We start from the raw sequence: 19391 nt of genomic DNA, 5'->3' as shown, positions 1-19391 counted from the left end.
TGGCATCATTTTCGCCCATTGGCGCGGACGGCGAGGCGGACTAGCATCGCGCGAAACCATCGATCGAAGGATGAGAGCTATCGCGCCGCGCCACGAAAGCGTTGCGGAACAGGCCAGTGGCGGGCCTGTGGCCGCCATCCCGGCGATCTTCCTGGTGTCGTTCCGTCATCGTGACGAGATCGGCGGCATGGCGGAACGGGCCGGCTGGCGCGTGGTCCTGGCGGGCAGGGGCGAGGCGGCGGATGTCGAGCGCCCCTTCCTTTCCAGCGCCGCCCAGGTGGCCGTGGTCGATGCCCGCGGCGCGCTGGAGGAAGGGCTGGCCGCCGCCCGCCTGCTCGCCGATCCGGTGGAGGCCAATGCCGGCGCGCTGCTGGTGCTGCTGTCGCGCGGCGATGTCGCCGCGCTCGATTCGGTCCATGCCGCCGGCGCGACCCATTATCTGGCCAGCCCCTTCGGCGAGGCGGAATTCGCGCAGATGCTCCGCTTCGCCGATCGCCATGCCGATCGGCTGGCGCGGGGGCGGCGGGACGTGGCGAAGGCGGATGCCGCGCCGGAACGCCGCCGCGATCGCCGCAGCCGCGATGCGCTGACCGGGCTTGCCGATCGCGCGGCGCTGCGGCGCTGGGTGGATCGCCATTGCGGCGCGCCGGCGGCCGCGCGCGCCGGCATGGCGGAAGGGCCGGCCTGCGTGCTGATGCTGCTTGCCGTCACCCGTTTCGATGCGATCAACGCCGCCTTCGGCAATCTGGCGGGGGACAAGGTTCTCCAGGCGGTCGCCCGCCGCATCGAACGCCAGCTCGATCCGGCGATGGCGCGGCGCGGCTGCGTGGCGCGGGTGGCCGGCGCGGAGTTCGCGGTCGCTCTGGCGCCGCCGGCCACCGTCGAGGATGCGGAGCGGCTGGCGGCGGAGCTTACCGATGCGATCGCCCGGCCCTTCGCGGTGGACCAGCATGTCGTCTCGCTTTCCTCGCGCATCGGCATCGCTGCGCCCGACGGGACGGAGGAGGGCGATGCCCTGATTCGCCGCGCCAGCCTGGCGCTGGCCGAGGCCCGCGCGGGGGACGGCGCCGCCCGCGCGCTGGATGCGGTGGACGAGGCGCAGGTGGCCCGCGCCAGCCGGCTGGAGGTGGACCTGCGCGTCGCGCTCGACCGGGACGAGATCGGCATCCTTTTCCAGCCGCAGGTTTCCGTCACCACCGGCGCGGTCGTCGGCATCGAGGCGCTTGCCCGCTGGCGCCATCCGGAACTGGGGGCGCTGGGGGCGGCCACCCTGTTCGCGACGGCCGAGCGATCGGACTATCTCGTCCAGCTTTCCGAACATGTGCAGGCCAAGGCGCTGCGCATCGCCGCCGGCTGGGGCGGGGCGCGGGCGGGGCTCCGCCTCGCCGTCAACGTCACCGCCGCCGATATCGCCCGGCCGGGCTTCGTCGCCCGCTTCCTGGCGCTGGTCGACAATGCCGGCTTTCCCCGCGCGCGGTTGACCGTGGAAGTCACCGAAAGCGGCCTGATCGACGATCTCGGCCATGCGGCGGCCATGCTGGGCGAATTGCGCGCGGCGGGGCTGCGGGTGGCGATCGACGATTTCGGCACCGGCTATTCCAGCCTCGCTTATCTGAAGGCGCTGCCGCTCGATTATCTCAAGATCGATCAGCGGCTGGCGCAGGACATCACCGGATCGGCGCGCGATCGGGTGGTGGTGCGCGGCGTGATCGAAATGGCGCGATCGCTGGGCCTCGCCGTGATCGCCGAGGGGGTGGAGACGGAGGAGCAGCTTGCCCTGCTGGCGGCGGAAGGCTGCAACATCTACCAGGGCTATCTCTGCGCGCCGCCCCTTGACGAAACCGCGCTGGCGGCGCTGGTGGAGCGCGAATAAGGGGAACCGGGTGGCCGTCCCGTGCGTCCCCTGAGGAAGCCGCCGGCCGATGGTGCCGGCACCGGGGGGAGGGAGTATTTGACTGTCATGCGCGGCGTGCCGCTCGCCATCCTTGCCCCTGTCGTCATCGCGGCCGCACCGGCCCCCGCACCGGAAACCCCGCGCGACATCCTGATCCAGGCGGCGTTCCAGACGGCGGACAAGGCGACCGCGCTGGCGCTGATCGGCAAGGCCATCCAGCGGGCCGATGCCATCCTGATGACGGACCCGCGCAACCGCGAGGCGGCGATGCAGCGCGGCATCGCCATCGGCTACCGCGCCAAGCTCACCCGCAGTCGTTCGGACGCGCAGATGTCGCGCCGCATCTTCGAAAGCCTCGCCGCCGCCGACCCGAACGATGCGGAGGTGCAGTTGCTGATCGCCGGCTGGCACCTCGACGCGATCGACGATCTCGGCGGCCTCGTCGCGCGCACGGCGCTGGGCGCGCGCCACAATGTCGGCCAGGCCGCGCTCGATCGCGCGGTGGCGCTGGCGGGCAACCGGCCCTTCTTCGCCGGCATGGCCGCGCTGATGCGCATCCGCCACGATGACGACGATATCGCCGCCGCCCGCCGCCTGGCCGAGGAGGCCGCGTCCGCGCCCGCCGCCACCCCGCTCGATCGGCTGATGAAGCGCAGCATCGATCAGGTGCTGCCGGCATTGCGCGCCGGCAACGGCAAGGCTGCCCAGGCGATCGCCCGCAAGCTGCTGCCGTTCGGGCGGGTGGGAACGTAGGGGAGATATCGTCCGCCGCGCTTCTCTCCCTTCCTGAAATGGAGAGGGCGGCGCGCCGCACGGGATGTCCCGATGCTCGATCGCCCGTCTCGCCGATCGTGAGGCTGGTTGCCGGCGCCATGGACCGGCCATCCACCAGCATGCTTCTGGAAAGGCGCTCCGTGTGCCCGTCCGCCCTAAGTCCCTTCCTTCCAGGGAGGGTTGATCGGAAGCTACGCGGCTTCCAGCAGCCGCGCCGCCTGCGCCCGCGCCTCGTCCGTCACCGCCGCGCCGCTCAGCATGCGGGCGATCTCCTCGCGGCGGCCGGTGGCGTCCAGCGCGGTCACGCCGGTGCGGGTGACGGTGCCGTCGTGGCTCTTGGCGATCAGCCAGTGGGCGTTGGCGCGCGCCGCCACCTGCGGGCTGTGGGTGACGACCAGCAATTGCGCGCGCGCCGCCAGCCGGGTCAGCCGCTCGCCGATCGCGCTCGCCACGGCGCCGCCGACGCCGCGATCGATCTCGTCGAAGATCATCGTCCGCGCGGCGCCTTCCTCGGCCAGCGCGACCTTCAGCGCCAGGATGAAGCGGCTCAGTTCGCCGCCGCTGGCGATCTTCACCAGCGGCGCGAAGGGCGCGCCGGGATTGGTCGATATCTCGAATTCCACCCGGTCGCGTCCGGCCGGCCCCCATTGCGCCTCGGCCAGCGGCTCCACGGCGGTGCGGAAGCGGGCGGCGTCGAGCTTGAGCGGCGGCAGCTCGGCCGCCACCGCCGCGTCCAGCCGCGCGGCCGCCGTGCCGCGCGCCTCGGTGAGCGCGGTCGCGGCGTCGAGATAGGCGGCGCGCGCGGCCGCCGCCTCCGCCTCCAGCCGGGCGATGCCCTCGCCGCCCGCCTCAATCCGCCCAAGCCGCTCGCTCAGTTCGGCAGCAAGCGCGGGCAGGGCATCGGGTTCCACGCGATGCTTGCGGGCCATGGCGCGCAGCTCGAACAGCCGGGTCTCGGCTTCCTCCAGCCGATCGGGATCGAAGGCCAGCGCCTCCTTGGCGGCGGTTAGCCGATCCTCGGCCTCGCCCGCCTCGATCACCGCCCGGTCGAGCGCCTCGAGCGCCTCGGCCAGCAGGGGATGCTCGCCGGCGATCCGGTCCAGCCGCCGCGCCGCCTGCCGTAGCTGCGCCGCGCCGCCTTCCGATCCGTCGAGATGTCCGGTCACGGCCTCCAGATCCTCGGCCAGCCGCGCGCCCTTCTGCATGTCGGCGCGGGCGGTGGAGAGCGCTTCCTCCTCGCCCGCCTCGGCGGCAAGCGCGTTGAGCTCGGCCACGGCATGCTCCAGCCATTCCCGGTCGCGCGCCGCATTTTCGAGGTCCGCGACCGCCCCGGCCAGCCTTTCCTCGGCCGCCCGCCACGCGCGATGGGCGTTGGCCGCGGTCTGCGTGTCGATCCGCCCGAAGGCGTCGAGCAGCGCGCGGTGCCCGCGCGGGTTCAGGAGGCCGCGATCGTCATGCTGGCCGTGAATCTCGACGAGATGGGGCGCCAGCTCCTTCAGCAACGCGGCCGATGCCGGCTGGCCGTTCACCGTCGCCCGGCTGCCGCCGTCCGCCTTCACGATGCGGCGGATCACCAGCGGCTCGCCCGGCTCGGCCTCCAGACCGTTCTCGACCAGCAGCTCGGCTGCCTCATGGTCGTCGGGCAGGTCGAAGCTCGCCGTCACCACCGCCTGCTGCGCGCCGTTGCGCACCAGCCCGCTGTCGGCGCGCGCGCCCAGCGCCAGCCCCAGCGCGTCGAGAAGGATGGATTTGCCGGCCCCGGTCTCGCCGGTCAGCGCGCCCAGGCCCGGCCCGAAATCGAGGTCCAGCGCCTCGATCAGCACGACGTCGCGGATCGAAAGCGCGCTCAGCACGGCAGGCCCGCCGGGGCGCTCATGCCGGAACGGCGGGGATCAGGCCGGGTGCTTCTGCACCAGCGCATAAGCGCGCTCGTACCATTTCGATCCGGGATAGTTGGCGCCCAGCACGGCCGCCGCCTTCTTCGCTTCCTCGGGCACGCCCAGCGAAAGATAGCATTCGGTCAGCCGCATCAGCGCCTCGGGCACGTGGGTGGTCGTCTGATATTCGTCCACCACCTTGCGGAACCGGATGGTCGCGGCCAGCCAGTCGCGCCGCCGTTCGTAGAAACGGCCGATCTCCATCTCCTTGCCGCCCAGATGGTCGCGCACCAGGTCCATCTTCAGGCGGGCGTCGGCGGCATAGGGCGTGTCGGGGTAACGGCGCACCACCTCGCCCAGCGCATCGAGCGCCTGCTGGGTAATCTTCTGGTCGCGGGTTACGTCCTGGATCTGTTCGTAATAATCCACGCCGATCAGGTAGAGCGCGTAGGGCGCATCCTTGTTGCCGGGGTGGATCGAAAGGAAGCGCTGCGCCGACTGGATCGAGCTTTGATACTGGCGCGCCAGATAATAGCTGAAGGCGCTCATCAGCTGCGCGCGGCGCGCCCAGGCGGAATAGGGATGCTGGCGCTCCACCTCGTCGAACAGGGCGGCGGCGATCTTGTACTGGCCCTTGTCCAGCCGTTCCTTGGCGGCGTTGTAGAGCGTGTCGACGTCGCGGGCGACATATTTGGTGTCGGCCTTCTTGGCGCCTGAGCTCGCGCAGCCGGCAAGCGGGGCGATCAGGGCGATGGCGACGGCAAGGGCGACCGGGCGGGCAATATAGCGCATGGCGGTGGGTCTTAGACCAGCCTTTCAAAGCCGCCAAGCGGGAAGGGAAGGGTGCGCGCCCGATTGCGAAGATTGTGCGGGGAAGACGGGCAGGCGAGGCCCCGCCCAGCCGCAATGGCAGGAGGCTACAGGGGCAGCAGGGCGGCGGCGATCCAGCGGCCCTCGGCGCGCAGCACGCCCCAGGCGCGCGCGGCCGCGCGGCTGTCCATCGCCTCCACGCCCACGCCGCGCGCCTCGATCGCGCGGACGAAGGCCACGGGCGGGCGGATCATGTCGCGGCCGGTGCCGATCAGGATGAATTCGGGCGGGGGCGCCATCGCCAGCAGATCGGCCACGTCCGCCTCGGTCAGCGTCGCGACGTCGGTTGCCGTCCAGTCGCGCGCGTCGTCGGGCGTCAGCTTCAGCCCGCCGGGGACGTAGCGATCGGAAACGAGGAAGCCGCGTTCGCGGAATCCCCGCACGATCGGCCCTTCGGGGGCCGGATCGCGCTCCATCTTCGGGCCGTTCGCCATTCCGTTCCCCTCGGGCGCCTCCCCCTCAGGGAACGGCGCCCTCCTTATTCTCGCGCTTGGTCACGCGCTCGGCGCCGGTGGCGGCGGTCTTGGGCGCGAAGCTCTTGGCCGTCACGCCCAGCGAGATCAGCAGGGAGGAGGACACGTAGATGGAGGAATAGGTGCCCACCAGGATGCCCAGCATCATCGCCGCGGTGAAGCCGCGGATCACGTCGCCGCCGAACAGCAGCAGCGATCCCAGCGCCAGCAGCAGGGTCAGCGATGTCATCACCGTGCGCGGCAGCGTCTCGTTCACCGAAAGGTCGACCAGCGCGCGCATGTCCATCTGGCGGTATTTGCGCAGATTCTCGCGGATGCGGTCGTCGATCACGATCTTGTCGTTGATCGAATAGCCCACGATTGTCAGCACCGCGGCGACGATGCTCAGGTCGAACTCGATCTGGGTGAGCGCGAAGAAACCCATCGTCACCAGCACGTCGTGGATGATCGCGACGGCGGTCGAAAAGCCGAACTGCCATTCGAAGCGGAACCAGGAAAACAGCGCGATGCCGATGATCGAAAGCACCACGGCGGTCACGCCCGTGCGGATCAGCTCGCCCGAAACCTTGCCCGAAACGGTGTCGGTGCGGCGGAACTGGACGCCCGGATATTTGGCCTCCAGCGCGCCCTGCACCTTCTTCACCACCTGGTTGGTGGCGCCTTCATCGGTCGATTCGGGCAGGGGCAGGCGGATCGAGACGACATTGGTCTGGCCGAACTGCTGGAGCGAGCTTTCGCCCACGCCCAGCCGGTCGACGTCGCGGCGCAGCTCGTCGAGCGATACCGGCTTCTGGAACTCCGTCTCGACCATCAGGCCGCCGACGAAGTCCACGCCCAGGTTCAGGCCGCGGATGCCCAGCAGGGCGACCGAGGCGAGCGTCAGCAGGCCGGTCAGCGTGAAGGCGATCCACCTCAGCTTGACGAAGCCGATATTGGTGTTGTCGGGAACGAGCTTGAGCAGGCGCATGGTCCGGTCCCCGGATCAGATGGTGATGTGCTGCGGGCGCTTGGCGCGCAGCCAGCGGGCCACCAGCAGGCGGGTGAAGGTGACGGCGGTGAACACCGAGGTCGCGATGCCGATGATCAGCACCACGGCAAAGCCCTTCACCGGGCCGGTGCCCAGCGAGAACATGATGACGGCGGCGATCGTGTTGGTGATGTTGGCGTCGAAGATGGCGCGGCTCGCCTCCTTATAGCCCAGCTCCACCGATTGCACGGCGTTGCGGCCCCGGCGCTGTTCCTCGCGGATGCGCTCGTTGATCAGCACGTTGGCGTCCACCGCCGCGCCGATCGTCAGCACGAAGCCGGCGATGCCCGGCAGGGTCAGCGTCGCGCCCACCAGCGCCATCACGCCGATGATGATCAGGATGTTTATGATCAGCGCGATGTTGGCATAGACGCCGAAGCGGCCATAGGTCACCAGCATGAACACGATCACGGCGACGGTCGCGATCACGGCGGAAAGCGTGCCGGCGCGGATCGAATCGGCGCCCAGATCGGGGCCGACGGTGCGTTCCTCCACCACCTTCAGCGCCACCGGCAGCTTGCCGGATTTCAGCGCGATCGCCAGCTCGTTGGCGCCCTGCACGGTGAAATTGCCGGAAATCTGGGCCTGGCCGCCCTGGATCGGCTCGTTGATGTTGGGGGCGGAGATCACCTTGCCGTCGAGGATCATGGCAAAGGGCTTGCCGACATTCTCGGTCGTCACGCGGGCGAACTTGCGGCCGCCGGAAGCGTTGAAGCGGATGTTGGTGACGGGCCGGCCATTCTGGTCGTAGCCCTGCGAGGCGTCGATCAGCTCGTCGCCGTTCAGCATCACGCGGCGATAGACGGCGATCGCCGGCACGCCGCCGGGATTGTCGGGATAGGGCAGGATCTGGCTGCCCGCCGGCGCGCGGTTGGCGGCGATGTCGGCGGTGGTCACGGTCAGGTCCACCAGCTTGAACTCAAGCTTGGCGGTCTTGCCCAGCAGCGATTTCAGCGCCTCCGGGTCCTGCAGGCCGGGCACCTGCACCACGATGCGGTTGCTGCCCTGGCGGATGATGGTCGGCTCGCGCGTGCCCATCTCGTCGATGCGGCGGCGGACCACGTCGGTCGCCACGTCCATCGCGCTGTTCACGGCATTGTCGAGGCCCGACTTGGTCGGCGTCAGCACGATGCGCGACGAATCGACCACCGCCACGTCCCAGTCGCGCTGCCCGGTCATGCCGGCGGGCTGGGTCAGGGTGCGGATGCGCTCGACGGCGGTATCCAGCTTGGTCGTGTCGCGCACGAAGAAGCTCAGCTTGCCGCCGGCGGTGGAAATGTCGCCGATGTCGATCTTGGTGTCGCCGCGCCGCATCTCGGTGCGGACATTCTCTTCCATCAGCTGCACGCGCTGCTTGGCGACGTCGGCGGTGTCCGCCTCCAGCAGGATGTGGCTGCCGCCGGCAAGGTCGAGGCCGAGGTTGATCCGGGGCAGGCCGGAAAGCCCGGCCTGCGCCAATGTCGTCTCGGGGATCAGGCTGGGTATGGCCAGCAATATGCCGATGGCGATCGAGCCGAGGATCGACCAGACCTTCCAGCGCGGGAAATCCAGCATGGTCGGGCTCAGTCGTTGGCGGGCTTGGCGCCGCCGAGCGGCTGGACGTCGGTCAGGGTCGCCTTGACGACCTTGATCTTGACCTGGGAGGCGATCTCCACCTCCACCTCATGCTCGTCCACCTTGGTGACCTTGCCGATGATGCCGCCGCCGGTGACGACGGTGTCGCCCTTCTTGACGGAATCGATCTTGGCGCGGTGCTCCTTCAGCTTCTTCTGCTGGGGGCGGATGATGAGGAACCAGAAAATGGCGCCGAGCAGGACGAACTGGCCGACAAGCATGGCGACGCTGCCGCCCGAGGAGGATGCGGCGCCGGCGGCCTGGGCATATGCGGGGGTCACGAACATCTGGGATTGGCTTCCTGGAAAGCGCGGCCGTCAACAAGGCCCGGGAAAAGCGGGCGCCTATCACGGGAAGGGCGGCCCGCGCAACGGTGGCCGTGTTGCAGGATGTTTCCGGGCCCCGGCCGGCGATCAGCCGCCCGGCGGGAACACGATCAGGGTGGAGGTGCCGTGGGCGACGATCCGGCCCCGCGAATCGGTGATCCTGGCTTCGGTGGCGATGATCCTGCGGCCGGCCGTCAGCACGCGCCCCTCCGCGCGCACCTTGCCCGTGTCGGGCGCGATCGGCCGGGCGAAATTGGCCTTGGTCTCGACGCTGGTATAGCCATATCCCGGCGCCAGCGTGGCATGGCCCGCGCAGCCGGCGGCGCTGTCGATCAGCGTTAGCGCCCAGCCGCCGTGCACCACGCCCAGCGGGTTGAGCAGATCGGGGAAGGGCGTGCCTTCGAATATGGCCAGGCCGTCGCCCACCTCGACCAGCTCGAATCCCATCAGCCGCGCGATGGGCGGGGCGGGCAGGCGGCCGGCGATCATCGCCTCCAGCGCCTCGCGCCCGCTCATTCCGGCGATCTGCTCGGGCGTCGCGACGCCATAGACCCGTTCGTTCGCGCTCATGATAAGTTTCCTTTCGCAACCTAATATCTACGCGCCCGCGGGCTCTGCTGCAATATCGGGCGGACATGCGGCTTGCATGTCCGGGCGGACCCCGATAAAGCGCGCCGCCTGAGGCCCGGCAACGGGCTTCGGACAAGCAAGGTCGGGGCGTAGCGCAGCCTGGTAGCGCATCAGACTGGGGGTCTGGGGGTCGCAGGTTCGAATCCTGTCGCCCCGACCATTGCTTTCCGGGATCACCGCCCCCAGCGGACCGGCCGCCTCTTCCACCGATCATGTCCCGAAATCGCCGAACGGCCCCGAAATAGCGGGTCGCGATGCCAAGGGCTGTTCCGTGGGAAGGAAAACCGATCTAGTTAACCCCCATGCAGTGGGACGTTCGCCGGCGCACATCGCGGAATCTTGCGCTGGCCACGGCCCTGTTCGCCTGGCCGGTCCCCGCGCTTGCGCAGGTGGCCGGGACGCTGGACGCCGTGGATGTCGCGCCGCAGGGGCCGGACCTGCCGGCGCCCGGCCCGCTTTCGCCGATGGACGACCTGCCCGACATCGGCATCGCCTGGCCCGATCTCGATGCGCCGGACGAGGCGCCCGCCGCCACGGCGGAATCGCCGCCGCCCGCGCCGCCCGCCGCGCCCGGAACCGCGCCGCCCCAGATCGCCCAGCCCGCCCCGCCGGCCGAAACCCCGCCCGCGGCGTCCGTGGATGCCGATGCCCAGCGCCGCTATCGCATCGTCATCGACGGGCTCGACGGGCTTGCCGTCGCGAAGGACAGGCTGCGCGGCCAGTTCGACGCGCTCTCCGCCCTCGTCGCGGGCGAGCGCAAGGACGCCAACGTGGCCCAGATCGATCGCCGCGCCCGCAGCGACGAATCGATGCTGCGCGAATTGCTGCGCGCCCACGGCTATTATGACGCCCGCGTCCGCACCCGCGTGGAAGGGCAGGGGGGCGGTGTCGTCACCGTCACCCTCATCGCCGATGCGGGCGAGGTCTATCATTTCTCGGCGGTGGAGCTGGCCGGCCTCGAAGCCGCCGGGAACAAGGCGGAAAGCCTGCGCAACGCCTTCCCCGTCAAGCAGGACGACGTGGTCGATGCCGCCGCCGTCAACGCCGCGGTCGCGGGCCTCAAGGTGGCGCTGGGGCGCGAAGGCTTCCCCTTCGGCAAGATCGAGGAACCGGATATCGTGATCGATCACGATACCCATACCGCCACCCTGAAGCTTGCGGTCGTCCCCGAACATGCCCGCCGCTTCGGCCATATCGAGATACAGGGCCGCCAGCTCTTCTCGGTCAAGCATCTCGGCCGCATCGCCCGTTTCTCCCCCGGCGATCCCTATGACAGCGCCAAGGTGGACGATTTCCGCCGCGCGCTCATCCAGACGGGCCTCGTCTCCTCGGTCACGATCACGCCGCGCGCGGGCGCCACGTCCGACACCGTGGACATGGTGGTGGCGCTGGAACGCGCGCCCCGCCGCACCATCGCGGGCGAACTGGGCTACGGCACGGGCGAAGGTCTCCGCGCGGAGGTGAGCTGGCAGCACCGCAACCTCATCAAGCCCGAGGGCGCCGTCACCTTCCGGGGCGTGGCCGGCACGCAGGAACAATTGATCGGCGCCCAGCTCCGCCGCAACAATTTCAAGGATCGCGATCGGGTGCTGACCGCGCAGGTGCTGGCCAGCCACACCAATCGCGATGCCTATGACGCCCGCACCCTCACGCTCGGCGCGGGGCTGGAACGGCAGACCAACATCATCTGGCAGAAGGACTGGACCTGGTCGCTGGGGGCGGAGCTGCTCGCCTCGGACGAAAAAGACGTGGTCGGCGCCACCAACATCCCCCGCCGCCGCACCTTCTTCATCGCCGCCGCGCCCACCAGCCTCAGCTATGACGGATCGGACGATCTGCTCAATCCGATGCGCGGCTTCCGCCTCGCCGGCCGCGTCTCGCCCGAAGTCTCCTTCCAGGGCAGCCCCTTCGCCTATGTGAAGACCCAGTTCGACGCGACCGGCTATGTGCCCCTGAGCGATCGCGCCACCATCGCCGGCCGCGTCCGCGTGGGATCGATCCTCGGCGCCAGCCGCGATCGCATCGCCCCGTCCAGGCGCTTCTATGCCGGCGGCGGCGGATCGGTGCGCGGCTACGGCTATCAGCGCATCGGCCCGCGCGATCTCAACAACGATCCGATCGGCGGCCGCAGCCTCGCCGAATTCTCGCTGGAGGCGCGCGTCCGCTTCGGCAATTTCGGGGTCGTTCCGTTCCTCGACGGCGGCAATCTCTACACCGATGCGCTCCCCGATTTCTCCGGGCTGCGCTACGGCACCGGGCTCGGCGTGCGTTATTATTCCAGCTTCGGGCCGATCCGCGTCGATGTCGGCACCCCGCTCGATCGCCGCCCCGGCGATGCGCGGGTGGCGGTCTATGTCTCGCTGGGGCAGGCGTTTTGAGCGTGGACGATCCCGCGACGGCCCCGCCGCCGCCGGAGGAGGAGGCTCCCCCGCCGCGCCGCCGCAGGCTGTGGGCGCCGCTGCGCTGGCTGCTCTGGTCGCTGCTCGGGCTGGTGGCGCTGGCGGGCGCGGCGCTGCTTGCGATCGATACCGGCCCCGGTCACCGCTTCCTGGCCGATCGGATCGCGGCGCTCTCGCCCTCCTCGGGGCTCAAGATCCGCATCGGCCGGATCGACGGATCGATCTGGGGGCGCACCCGCCTGCGCGATCTCCGCCTCTATGATCCGCGCGGCCTGTTCCTCGAGGTGCCGGAACTCGACCTCGACTGGAAACCCCGCGCCTGGATNGCCAACACGCTGCACGTCGATCGGCTGGCCACCGATCTCGCCATCCTCCACCGCCTGCCGAAGCTCAATCCATCGAAGAAGGCGGGGCCGATCCTGCCCGGCTTCGATATCCATCTCGGCAATCTCGATATCCGCGCCCTCCGGCTGGAACCGGGCGTCGCCGGCGATCCGCGGGTGGCGCGGATCAAGGGGCGGGCGGACATAAGGGGCGGCCGCGCGCTCGTCGATCTTGCCGCCGCCACCAATGCCGGGGACGATCTCCGCCTGTTTCTGGATGCCGAGCCCGATCGCGACCGCTTCGATCTCTCGGCCCGGCTCGATGCGCCCAAGGGCAGCGTCGTCGGCAAGCTGGCGGGCACCGACCACCCGATCGCGCTCGCCGTCGCGGGGGACGGCACGTGGAAGGTGTGGAATGGCGGCGCCCAGCTGGATATCGGCCCGCATCGCGTCGTCGATCTCAAGCTCGGCGTGCGGGAGGGCAGCTATTCGCTCTCCGGCGGCCTGGCGCCCGCGCCGCTGCTCAAGGGCAAGCTCCAGCGGCTCACCGCGCCGCGCATCCTCGTCACCGGCGAGGCGAAGCTTGCCGATCGCAAGCTCGATTCCACGCTGTCGCTACGCTCGCCGGCGCTCACCGTCGACATGACGGGCGTGCTCGACCTGGCGAAAAGCGCCTTCCAGGGCACCCAGCTCAACCTGCGCCTGCTGAAGCCGCCGGCGCTCTTCCCCAACATGACGGGCACCAATGTCCGCCTGCGCGTGCTGCTCGACGGCCCGTTCAAGGCGGCGACCTTCGATTATCTCCTCACCGCCGATCGCGCGGCCTTCGACGATACCGGTTTCGAAGGCGTCCGCGCCCAGGGCCGGGGGCAATTGGCGGGCGTGCCGATGAAGCTGCCGGTGCGGCTTGCGGCGCGGCGCGTGACCGGGGTGGGCGATGTCGCGGGCGGCATCCTCGCCAACCTGCTGGTGGACGGCAAGCTCGACGTCACGGCGAAGGACGTGCGCGGCCAGGGGCTGGCGCTCTCGTCGGACAAGCTCAAGGGCAAGCTCTCGCTCTATCTCGATCTCGTCACCGGGCGTTACGATGTCGGCGTCTCGGGCGGGCTCACCCGCTATCTCATCCCCGGCATCGGCCTGGTCGACGTGACCAGCGACCTCAAGGTCATGCCCGGCGCCGGCGGGCGCGGCACGATGGTGCAGGGCACCGGCCGCGCCTGGGTGCGGCGGTTCGACAACGCCTTCTTCGCCGGGCTGGCCGGCGGCCTTCCCGATATCGAAACCGGGCTGGTGCGCGGGCCGGACGGGATATTGCTGTTCCGCAACCTCCGCCTGCGCGGGCCGGCGATTACCATCACCGGCGATGGCATGCGCCGGCGCGACGGCACCTTCCAATTCGAAGGCAGCGGCCGGCAGGGCCAATATGGCCCGTTCACCCTGAAGCTGGACGGCGATATCAGCCGGCCGAAGGTGGATCTGGCGCTCGCCCGGCCGATGGACGCGCTGGGGCTGGATGCGGTGCGCGTCCTGCTCGATCCCAATCCGCAGGGCTTTGCCTATACCGCCGATGGCGGCTCCATTTTGGGGCCGTTCACCAGCAACGGGCAGATATTGCTGCCGCAGGGCAGCCCGGCGACGATCGGCGTCGCCGTGCTCGACGTCGCCGGCACCCGCGCCAGCGGCGCGCTGCGTTCGGAAACGGGCGGTTTCCTCGGGCGGTTGGGCCTTGCTGGCGGCGGCATCGATGGCGAGCTGCTGTTCCGCCCCGTGCTGGGCGTGCAGGAAATCGAATCGCATCTGGCGCTGCGCGATGCGCGCTTCCCCGGCCCGCCGGAAATCGGCGTGCGGCGCGGCCGGGTCGACGGCTCGATCCGCCTCGATCCCGCCGGCCTTTCCATAAACGGCCGGCTTGCGGCCTTCGGCGTGCGCCGGGGCGGCTTCACCCTTGGCCGGTTGCGCGCGGAGACGGAGCTGGCGGCCGGGCGCGGCAAGGTTTCCGCCACGCTGGCCGGCACGCGCGGCCGCGCCTTCGTATTCAACGTCGATGCCGATGTCGCGCCCGATCGGGTGGCGCTGAACGGCAGCGGCCGGCTGGATGGCCGGCCGCTCCGGCTGGTCACGCCCGCCGTCCTGACGGCGGAGGAAGAAGGCGGCTGGCGGCTGGCCTCCACCCGGCTGGAATATAATGGCGGCGGCGCCACGCTTGCCGGCCGCTATTCGCCCACCGCCGTGGAGGTCGATGCCGGGCTGGAACGGATGCCGCTCACCGCGCTCGATATCCTCGTGCCCCGGCTGGCACTCGGCGGGCAGGCGACGGGCCGGCTCGAATATCGCTGGGCGCAAGGCGCGCTTCCCACCGGCCGGGCCGATTTCAAGGTGCGCGGGCTTACCCGTTCGGGGCTGGTGCTCTCCTCCACGCCCGTGGACATGGGGCTGGCCGCCGCGCTCACCGGCGATCGGGCGGTGGCGCGCGCGGTGGTCGCCACCGGGGGCAAGACGATCGGCCGCGCCCAGGCGCGCATCGCCCCGCTCACGGGCGAAGGCGATATCGTCAGCCGGCTGATGAATGCGCCGCTCTTCGCCCAGCTCCGCTATGTCGGCCCGGCCGATACGCTCTGGCGGCTCACCGGCATCGGCACGATCGACATTTCCGGCCCGCTCTCGGTCAGCGCCGATGCCACCGGCCGGCTCGCCGATCCGCAGATACGCGGGTCGCTGCGCACCGATGCCGGGCGGGTGGAAAGCGCGGTCAGCGGCACCGTCATCTCCAATGTGAAGGCGCAGGGGCGGTTCAACGGCTCGCGGCTGGTGATCGACAGCCTCACCGGCACCACGTCCGACGATGGCAGCATCAGCGGGCGCGGCAGCTTCGATTTCGCCTCGGCCAGCGGCTTCGCCATGGATCTGGCCGCCGATGCGAACCACGCCGTGCTCATCAACCGCGACGATATCGGCGCCACCGTCACCGGGCCGATCCGCATCACCGCCGCCAGGGGCGGGGGCATGATCGCGGGCGACGTCACGCTGGATCGCAGCCGCTTCCGCCTCGGCCGTGCCGCCGCCGCCGAGGTGCCGGTGCTGAAGGTCACCGAGGTCAACCGCCCGGTGGACGAGGATGAGGATAATTCCCCGCCCATGCCCTGGCGGCTCGATCTGAAGGCGAAGGCGCGCAATCGCCTGGCCGTCACCGGCCTCGGCCTCGATTCCGAATGGCGCGCGGATCTGGAGATTCGCGGCACGATCGACAATCCGGCGATCAAGGGCCGGGCCGATCTGGTGCGCGGCGGCTATGAATTTTCCGGCCGCCGCTTCGATCTGGAACGCGGATCGATCCGCTTCCTCGGCGAAACCCCGATCGATCCGGTGCTGGATATCGTGGCGCAGGCCGATATCAGCGATCTCAACGCCACGATCCGCGTCTCGGGCACCGGGCTCCGGCCGGAAATCAACTTCACCAGCATTCCGGCCCTGCCGGAGGACGAGCTGCTGTCGCGGCTGCTGTTCGGCACCTCGATCACCAATCTCTCGGCGCCGGAGGCCCTCCAGCTCGCCGCCGCCGTCGCCTCGCTGCAAAGCGGCGGCACCGGGCTCAACCCGATCAACGCGGTGCGCCAGGCCACCGGCCTCGATCGCCTACGCATCCTGCCGGCCGATACCACCACCGGCCAGGGCACATCGATCGCCGCCGGCAAATATATCACCCGCAAGACCTATGTGGAGCTGATCACCGACGGCGCCGGCTATTCGGCCACGCGCGTGGAATTCCAGATCACCCGCTGGCTCTCGCTCCTCTCCAGCATCTCCACCATCGGCCGCACCAGCGCCAACGTGCGGGTGTCGAAGGATTATTGAGGCGGGATCGCTGGCCAGCGCCGCCGATCGGGTCTAGCCTCCCCTCCATAATCGCAAAATTGGGAGGAAGCCTTTGTCACCCACGATGCGTGCAATCCTTGGCGGCGGCCTGATCGCCGCCATTCTCGATCTCGGCTGGGCCTTCATGCTGGCCGCGCGCGACGGCATCGGCCCCGCGCGCGTGCTGCGGGTGGTGGCGAGCGGCCCGTTCGGCGATGCGATGCGCGAAGGCGGCGCCGGCGCCTCGGCGGTGGGCGCCTGCGTCCACGTCCTGCTCGCGCTGGTCATGGCCGCGGTATTCGTGCTCGTCGCCCACCAGGCCACCGTGCTCATCCGCCGGCCGATCCTGTGGGGGCTGGCCTATGGCTTCGGCCTCTATGTGGTGATGTATTGGATCGTCCTGCCGCTGCGCTGGCCGGAACGCTTCCCCAACCGCGATCCCTATGACGTCGCCGCCGCGCTCTTCACCCACATGGTGCTGGTCGGCGTGCCGATCGCGCTGGCGGCGGCGCGCGCCTTCAGGGCCGGTGCCTTCAGGGGACGGCTTCGTTGACGACGGGGTGGGGGCGGAACAGCCGCCCCTGTTCCGTCGCCAGCACGATCACCAGCGCGACGAGGCCGAGCACCAGATAGCCCAGCGTCACCGGCACGGTCGTGCCGTCGTAAAGCTGGCCGATGACGATGCCCAGCGCCGCGCCGCCGAGCGTGGAGGTGAAACCCTGGATCGAGGATGCCGTGCCGGCGATATGCCCCACCGGCTCCATCGCCATCGATCCGAAATTCGATCCGGCAAGGCCGAAGCACGCCATCGTCGCCGCCTGCAGCAGGGCGAAGCTCAGCATCGTCTCATGCCCGCTCAGCGCGATGGCGGAATGCGCGCCCGCCGAGGCGATGAAGCCGATCAGCGCCCAGTGCGACACGAAGCGCGTGCCCAGCCGCTCGACGATGCGGGAGTTGAGGTAGGAGGTGAAGCCCATCGATGCCGCCATGCTGGCGAAGATCACCGGGAACAGTTTAGGTTCGTGGAAGATGTCGGTGAAGATCTGCTGCACCGAATTGATGAAGCCCATCAGGCTGCCGAACAGCATGGTGGACGCCAGCGTATAGCCCCGCGAATAACGGTTGCCGATCACCACCCGCGCCGCGCTGGCGATCTTGCCGGCGGATATCGGCCGGCGGTCCTCGGGATGCAGCGTCTCGGGCAGGCGCAGACCGGCCCACAGCACCAGCAGCGCGCCGAAGAAGGCGAGGAACAGGAATATCCCCCGCCACGGCGCGAACAGCAGGATGAACTGGCCGATGCTGGGCGCCAGGATCGGCACGGCCAGGAAGACGATGAAGGATAGCGACATCACCCGCGCCATCTGCCGGCCGGAAAAGCGATCGCGCACGATCGATACGGCCAGCACGCGCGATGCGGCGGCGAACACGCCCTGCGCCACCCGCGCGGCGATGATCGACGGGAAATCCCAGGCGAAGGCGGCCAGCACGCTCATCGCCGTGAACAGGCTCATGCTGGCGATCAGCACCGGCTTGCGGCCGAAGCGGTCGGCCAGCGGGCCGTAGACGAGCTGCATCGATCCGAAGCCGAAGACATAGGCGGCGATGATCCATTGCCGCTGGTTCTCGTTGTGGATGCCCAGCGCGTCGCCGATCGCGGGCAGCGCCGGCAGCATGGAATCGATGCCCAGCGCGTTGATCGCCATCAGCGCGGCCACCAGCGCCACGAACTCGCGGAACCCCAGGTTGAAGGCGGGCGCGCCGCCGCTGTCGCCGGTGGGTTGGGACATCATCAGGCCTCGATTGTCTAGACGCGCGCGGGATGGCGGGCAGGGCACGGAGGGGTCATCACCGGGGCCGCCATCGTCTAGAGAAGGATAAGGGCTGGCCTGTCAAGCCGTTGGGGGCGCGGCGCCCGCGCAGCGGAAACGGGCTTCCGCCTAGAATATCGCCAGTTTCTGCCCTTCGACCAGCGCCAGCCCGATCTGGCTCAGTGCCAGCGCCACGAGGCCGGCCGCCAGCGCGACGGCGAAGGCCGTCGCCCGCTCCCGCCAGTGGAAGCTCCCGACCAGCCCATGCACCCTGGCGGAAAGATAGACGTGCACCGGCACCTCCACGCAGCCTAGCGCCGCGATCATGGCGAGCTGCCCGCCCCAGTGATAGGCGGCCGGCAGGCTGATGACGATCCAGGCCGCGCGGATCAGGTTGGCATACATCTGCGCCGCATCGACCTTGTGAGCGAGGAGGAACTGCTCCATCCGCGCATTGGTGAGCCGGAGGAAGATCGAAGGCGCCAGCAGGTAGATATAGGTCGCGGCGAACCAGTAGCGGCTGTCGTAGAGGATGTGGACGATCGCCTCGCCGCCGCCCACCAGCGCGCCGACGCCGGCGACGTAGAGCCAGCGGAACGGCCGGCCGAACTTCAGGAAGAAGCCGGTGTCGGGGCGGTCCTGCGCTTCCCGGTGGTTGACATAGGCGATGTAGAGGAAGCGCCGGGCATAATTGTCCGAAAGCAGCGTCGGCACCGAGGTGAGGTTGGATGCGATCGTATAGATGCCGAACTGCGGCAGCGTCATGAAGCGGGACAGCAGGATCTTGTCGATCTGGCGCACGAACACGCTGGCCACGCTGGATATGAAGAAGGGCCGCCCGCCCACGATCAGCTCGCGGAAAACCTCGCGGTCGAAGCTCGGCCGCCGTGCCGCGCCCGGCAGCAGGAAGCTCGCCACCGTCTTCACGCAGGCGCCGGACACATAGCCCCAGACCAGCGCCCAATAGCTCGGGATCATCAGCGCCAGCAGGATGGTGAACAGCGTCTGCACCAGCGCGCCGGCCATCTCGAACAGGGTGAGCTGGGCCAGCCGCCCCTCGCGCGGGGCGGTCACGTTGAACAGCGATTGCGATCCGTCGATCAGCAGCACCAGCGCGGCCACGGCTAGCGGGGCGGCCACCTCGGACTTGGCGGAAACGCTGGCGATCGGCCCCGCCAGCACGATCATCGCTATGGTGATCACCAGCCCGCGCAACGCCCGGAACGTCCAGATCGCGTCGAGGAAGGCGGGCTCGAAGAAGCGCTTGTGCCGGGTGACGACGGCATAGACGCCGATGTCGGAGATCATCGTCAGCACGATCATCCACGACATGATGATGCCCATCACGCCGAAATCATGCGTGTCGAGCAGCCGCGTCAGGATCATCGAGCTGACGAGGCGCAGCCCGTTCTGGAAGCCCAGCGAAATCAGGATCAGCGACGACGGCCGCGTCGCCAGCCGGTGGGCGCGGCCGATCAGGCCCCGGGAATCGTTCGGGCTGGATGCGTTCAAGGCCGTGTC

Annotated in this window: 14 protein-coding genes and 1 tRNA gene; 6 read left to right on the top strand and 9 right to left on the bottom strand. The window is 69.6% G+C overall.

Going from position 1 to position 19391, the window contains the following annotated elements; genetic code table 11:
• Window positions 1–70 precede the first annotated feature (70 nt).
• Window positions 71–1873: a putative bifunctional diguanylate cyclase/phosphodiesterase gene (locus BHE75_RS17605; protein WP_438830596.1), complete on the top strand. Its 1803-nt coding sequence runs from the start codon at window positions 71–73 to the stop codon at window positions 1871–1873.
• 87 nt (window positions 1874–1960) lie between these two features.
• Window positions 1961–2647: a hypothetical protein gene (locus BHE75_RS17600; protein WP_070934617.1), complete on the top strand. Its 687-nt coding sequence runs from the start codon at window positions 1961–1963 to the stop codon at window positions 2645–2647.
• 212 nt (window positions 2648–2859) lie between these two features.
• Here the strand turns inward: BHE75_RS17600 and recN are convergent, their stop codons facing one another.
• From recN to BHE75_RS17565, 7 genes are all read right to left on the bottom strand, one after another.
• Complete coding sequence (gene recN, locus BHE75_RS17595) at window positions 2860–4521, bottom strand: DNA repair protein RecN (protein WP_070934616.1); 1662 nt, start codon at window positions 4519–4521, stop codon at window positions 2860–2862.
• A 39-nt stretch (window positions 4522–4560) separates the two neighbouring features.
• Window positions 4561–5337: an outer membrane protein assembly factor BamD gene (locus BHE75_RS17590; RefSeq protein ID WP_015458160.1), complete on the bottom strand. Its 777-nt coding sequence runs from the start codon at window positions 5335–5337 to the stop codon at window positions 4561–4563.
• 125 nt (window positions 5338–5462) lie between these two features.
• Complete coding sequence (locus BHE75_RS17585; RefSeq protein WP_015458159.1) at window positions 5463–5849, bottom strand: Mth938-like domain-containing protein; 387 nt, start codon at window positions 5847–5849, stop codon at window positions 5463–5465.
• 25 nt (window positions 5850–5874) lie between these two features.
• Window positions 5875–6855 carry a protein translocase subunit SecF gene (gene secF, locus BHE75_RS17580; RefSeq protein WP_070934615.1) on the bottom strand — a complete coding sequence of 327 codons (981 nt, stop codon included), beginning with the start codon at window positions 6853–6855 and terminating at the stop codon, window positions 5875–5877.
• A 15-nt stretch (window positions 6856–6870) separates the two neighbouring features.
• A complete protein-coding gene (secD, locus tag BHE75_RS17575; RefSeq protein ID WP_015458157.1) occupies window positions 6871–8469 on the bottom strand; it encodes a protein translocase subunit SecD in 1599 nt (532 codons plus the stop codon).
• Between the two features lie 8 nt (window positions 8470–8477).
• Entirely contained in the window at window positions 8478–8816 is a 339-nt protein-coding gene (gene yajC / locus BHE75_RS17570; RefSeq protein ID WP_015458156.1) for a preprotein translocase subunit YajC, read from the bottom strand.
• 126 nt (window positions 8817–8942) lie between these two features.
• Window positions 8943–9425, bottom strand: a complete 483-nt coding sequence (locus BHE75_RS17565) for a PaaI family thioesterase (RefSeq protein WP_070934614.1) — start codon at window positions 9423–9425, stop codon at window positions 8943–8945.
• A 143-nt stretch (window positions 9426–9568) separates the two neighbouring features.
• Here BHE75_RS17565 and BHE75_RS17560 point away from each other — a divergent pair.
• The 4 genes from BHE75_RS17560 to BHE75_RS17545 all read left to right on the top strand — a co-directional run bounded on the left by BHE75_RS17560 (window position 9569) and on the right by BHE75_RS17545 (window position 16612).
• A tRNA-Pro gene (locus BHE75_RS17560) sits at window positions 9569–9645 on the top strand.
• Between the two features lie 142 nt (window positions 9646–9787).
• The gene (locus tag BHE75_RS17555) at window positions 9788–11863 is read left to right on the top strand and encodes an autotransporter assembly complex protein TamA (protein ID WP_070934613.1); all 2076 of its coding nucleotides are present in this window, start codon (window positions 9788–9790) and stop codon (window positions 11861–11863) included.
• 986 nt (window positions 11864–12849) lie between these two features.
• A complete protein-coding gene (locus tag BHE75_RS17550) occupies window positions 12850–16059 on the top strand; it encodes a translocation/assembly module TamB domain-containing protein (protein ID WP_438830632.1) in 3210 nt (1069 codons plus the stop codon).
• 73 nt (window positions 16060–16132) lie between these two features.
• Window positions 16133–16612: a hypothetical protein gene (locus tag BHE75_RS17545; RefSeq protein WP_070934611.1), complete on the top strand. Its 480-nt coding sequence runs from the start codon at window positions 16133–16135 to the stop codon at window positions 16610–16612.
• On the opposite strand, the gene BHE75_RS17540 is transcribed toward BHE75_RS17545, so the two are convergent.
• Window positions 16593–17849, bottom strand: coding sequence for a multidrug effflux MFS transporter (locus BHE75_RS17540; RefSeq protein ID WP_070936047.1), 1257 nt, complete (start codon window positions 17847–17849; stop codon window positions 16593–16595). The genes BHE75_RS17545 and BHE75_RS17540 overlap by 20 nt on opposite strands.
• 150 nt (window positions 17850–17999) lie before the next feature.
• Complete coding sequence (locus BHE75_RS17535) at window positions 18000–19382, bottom strand: oligosaccharide flippase family protein (RefSeq protein WP_015458150.1); 1383 nt, start codon at window positions 19380–19382, stop codon at window positions 18000–18002.
• Window positions 19383–19391 lie beyond the last annotated feature (9 nt).

The sequence above is a fragment of the Edaphosphingomonas haloaromaticamans genome (assembly GCF_001853345.1).
Lineage (GTDB): Bacteria > Pseudomonadota > Alphaproteobacteria > Sphingomonadales > Sphingomonadaceae > Sphingomonas_E > Sphingomonas_E fennica.
The sequence above is the reverse complement of the archived record's forward strand: the minus strand, read 5'-3'. Positions and strand labels throughout refer to the sequence as shown.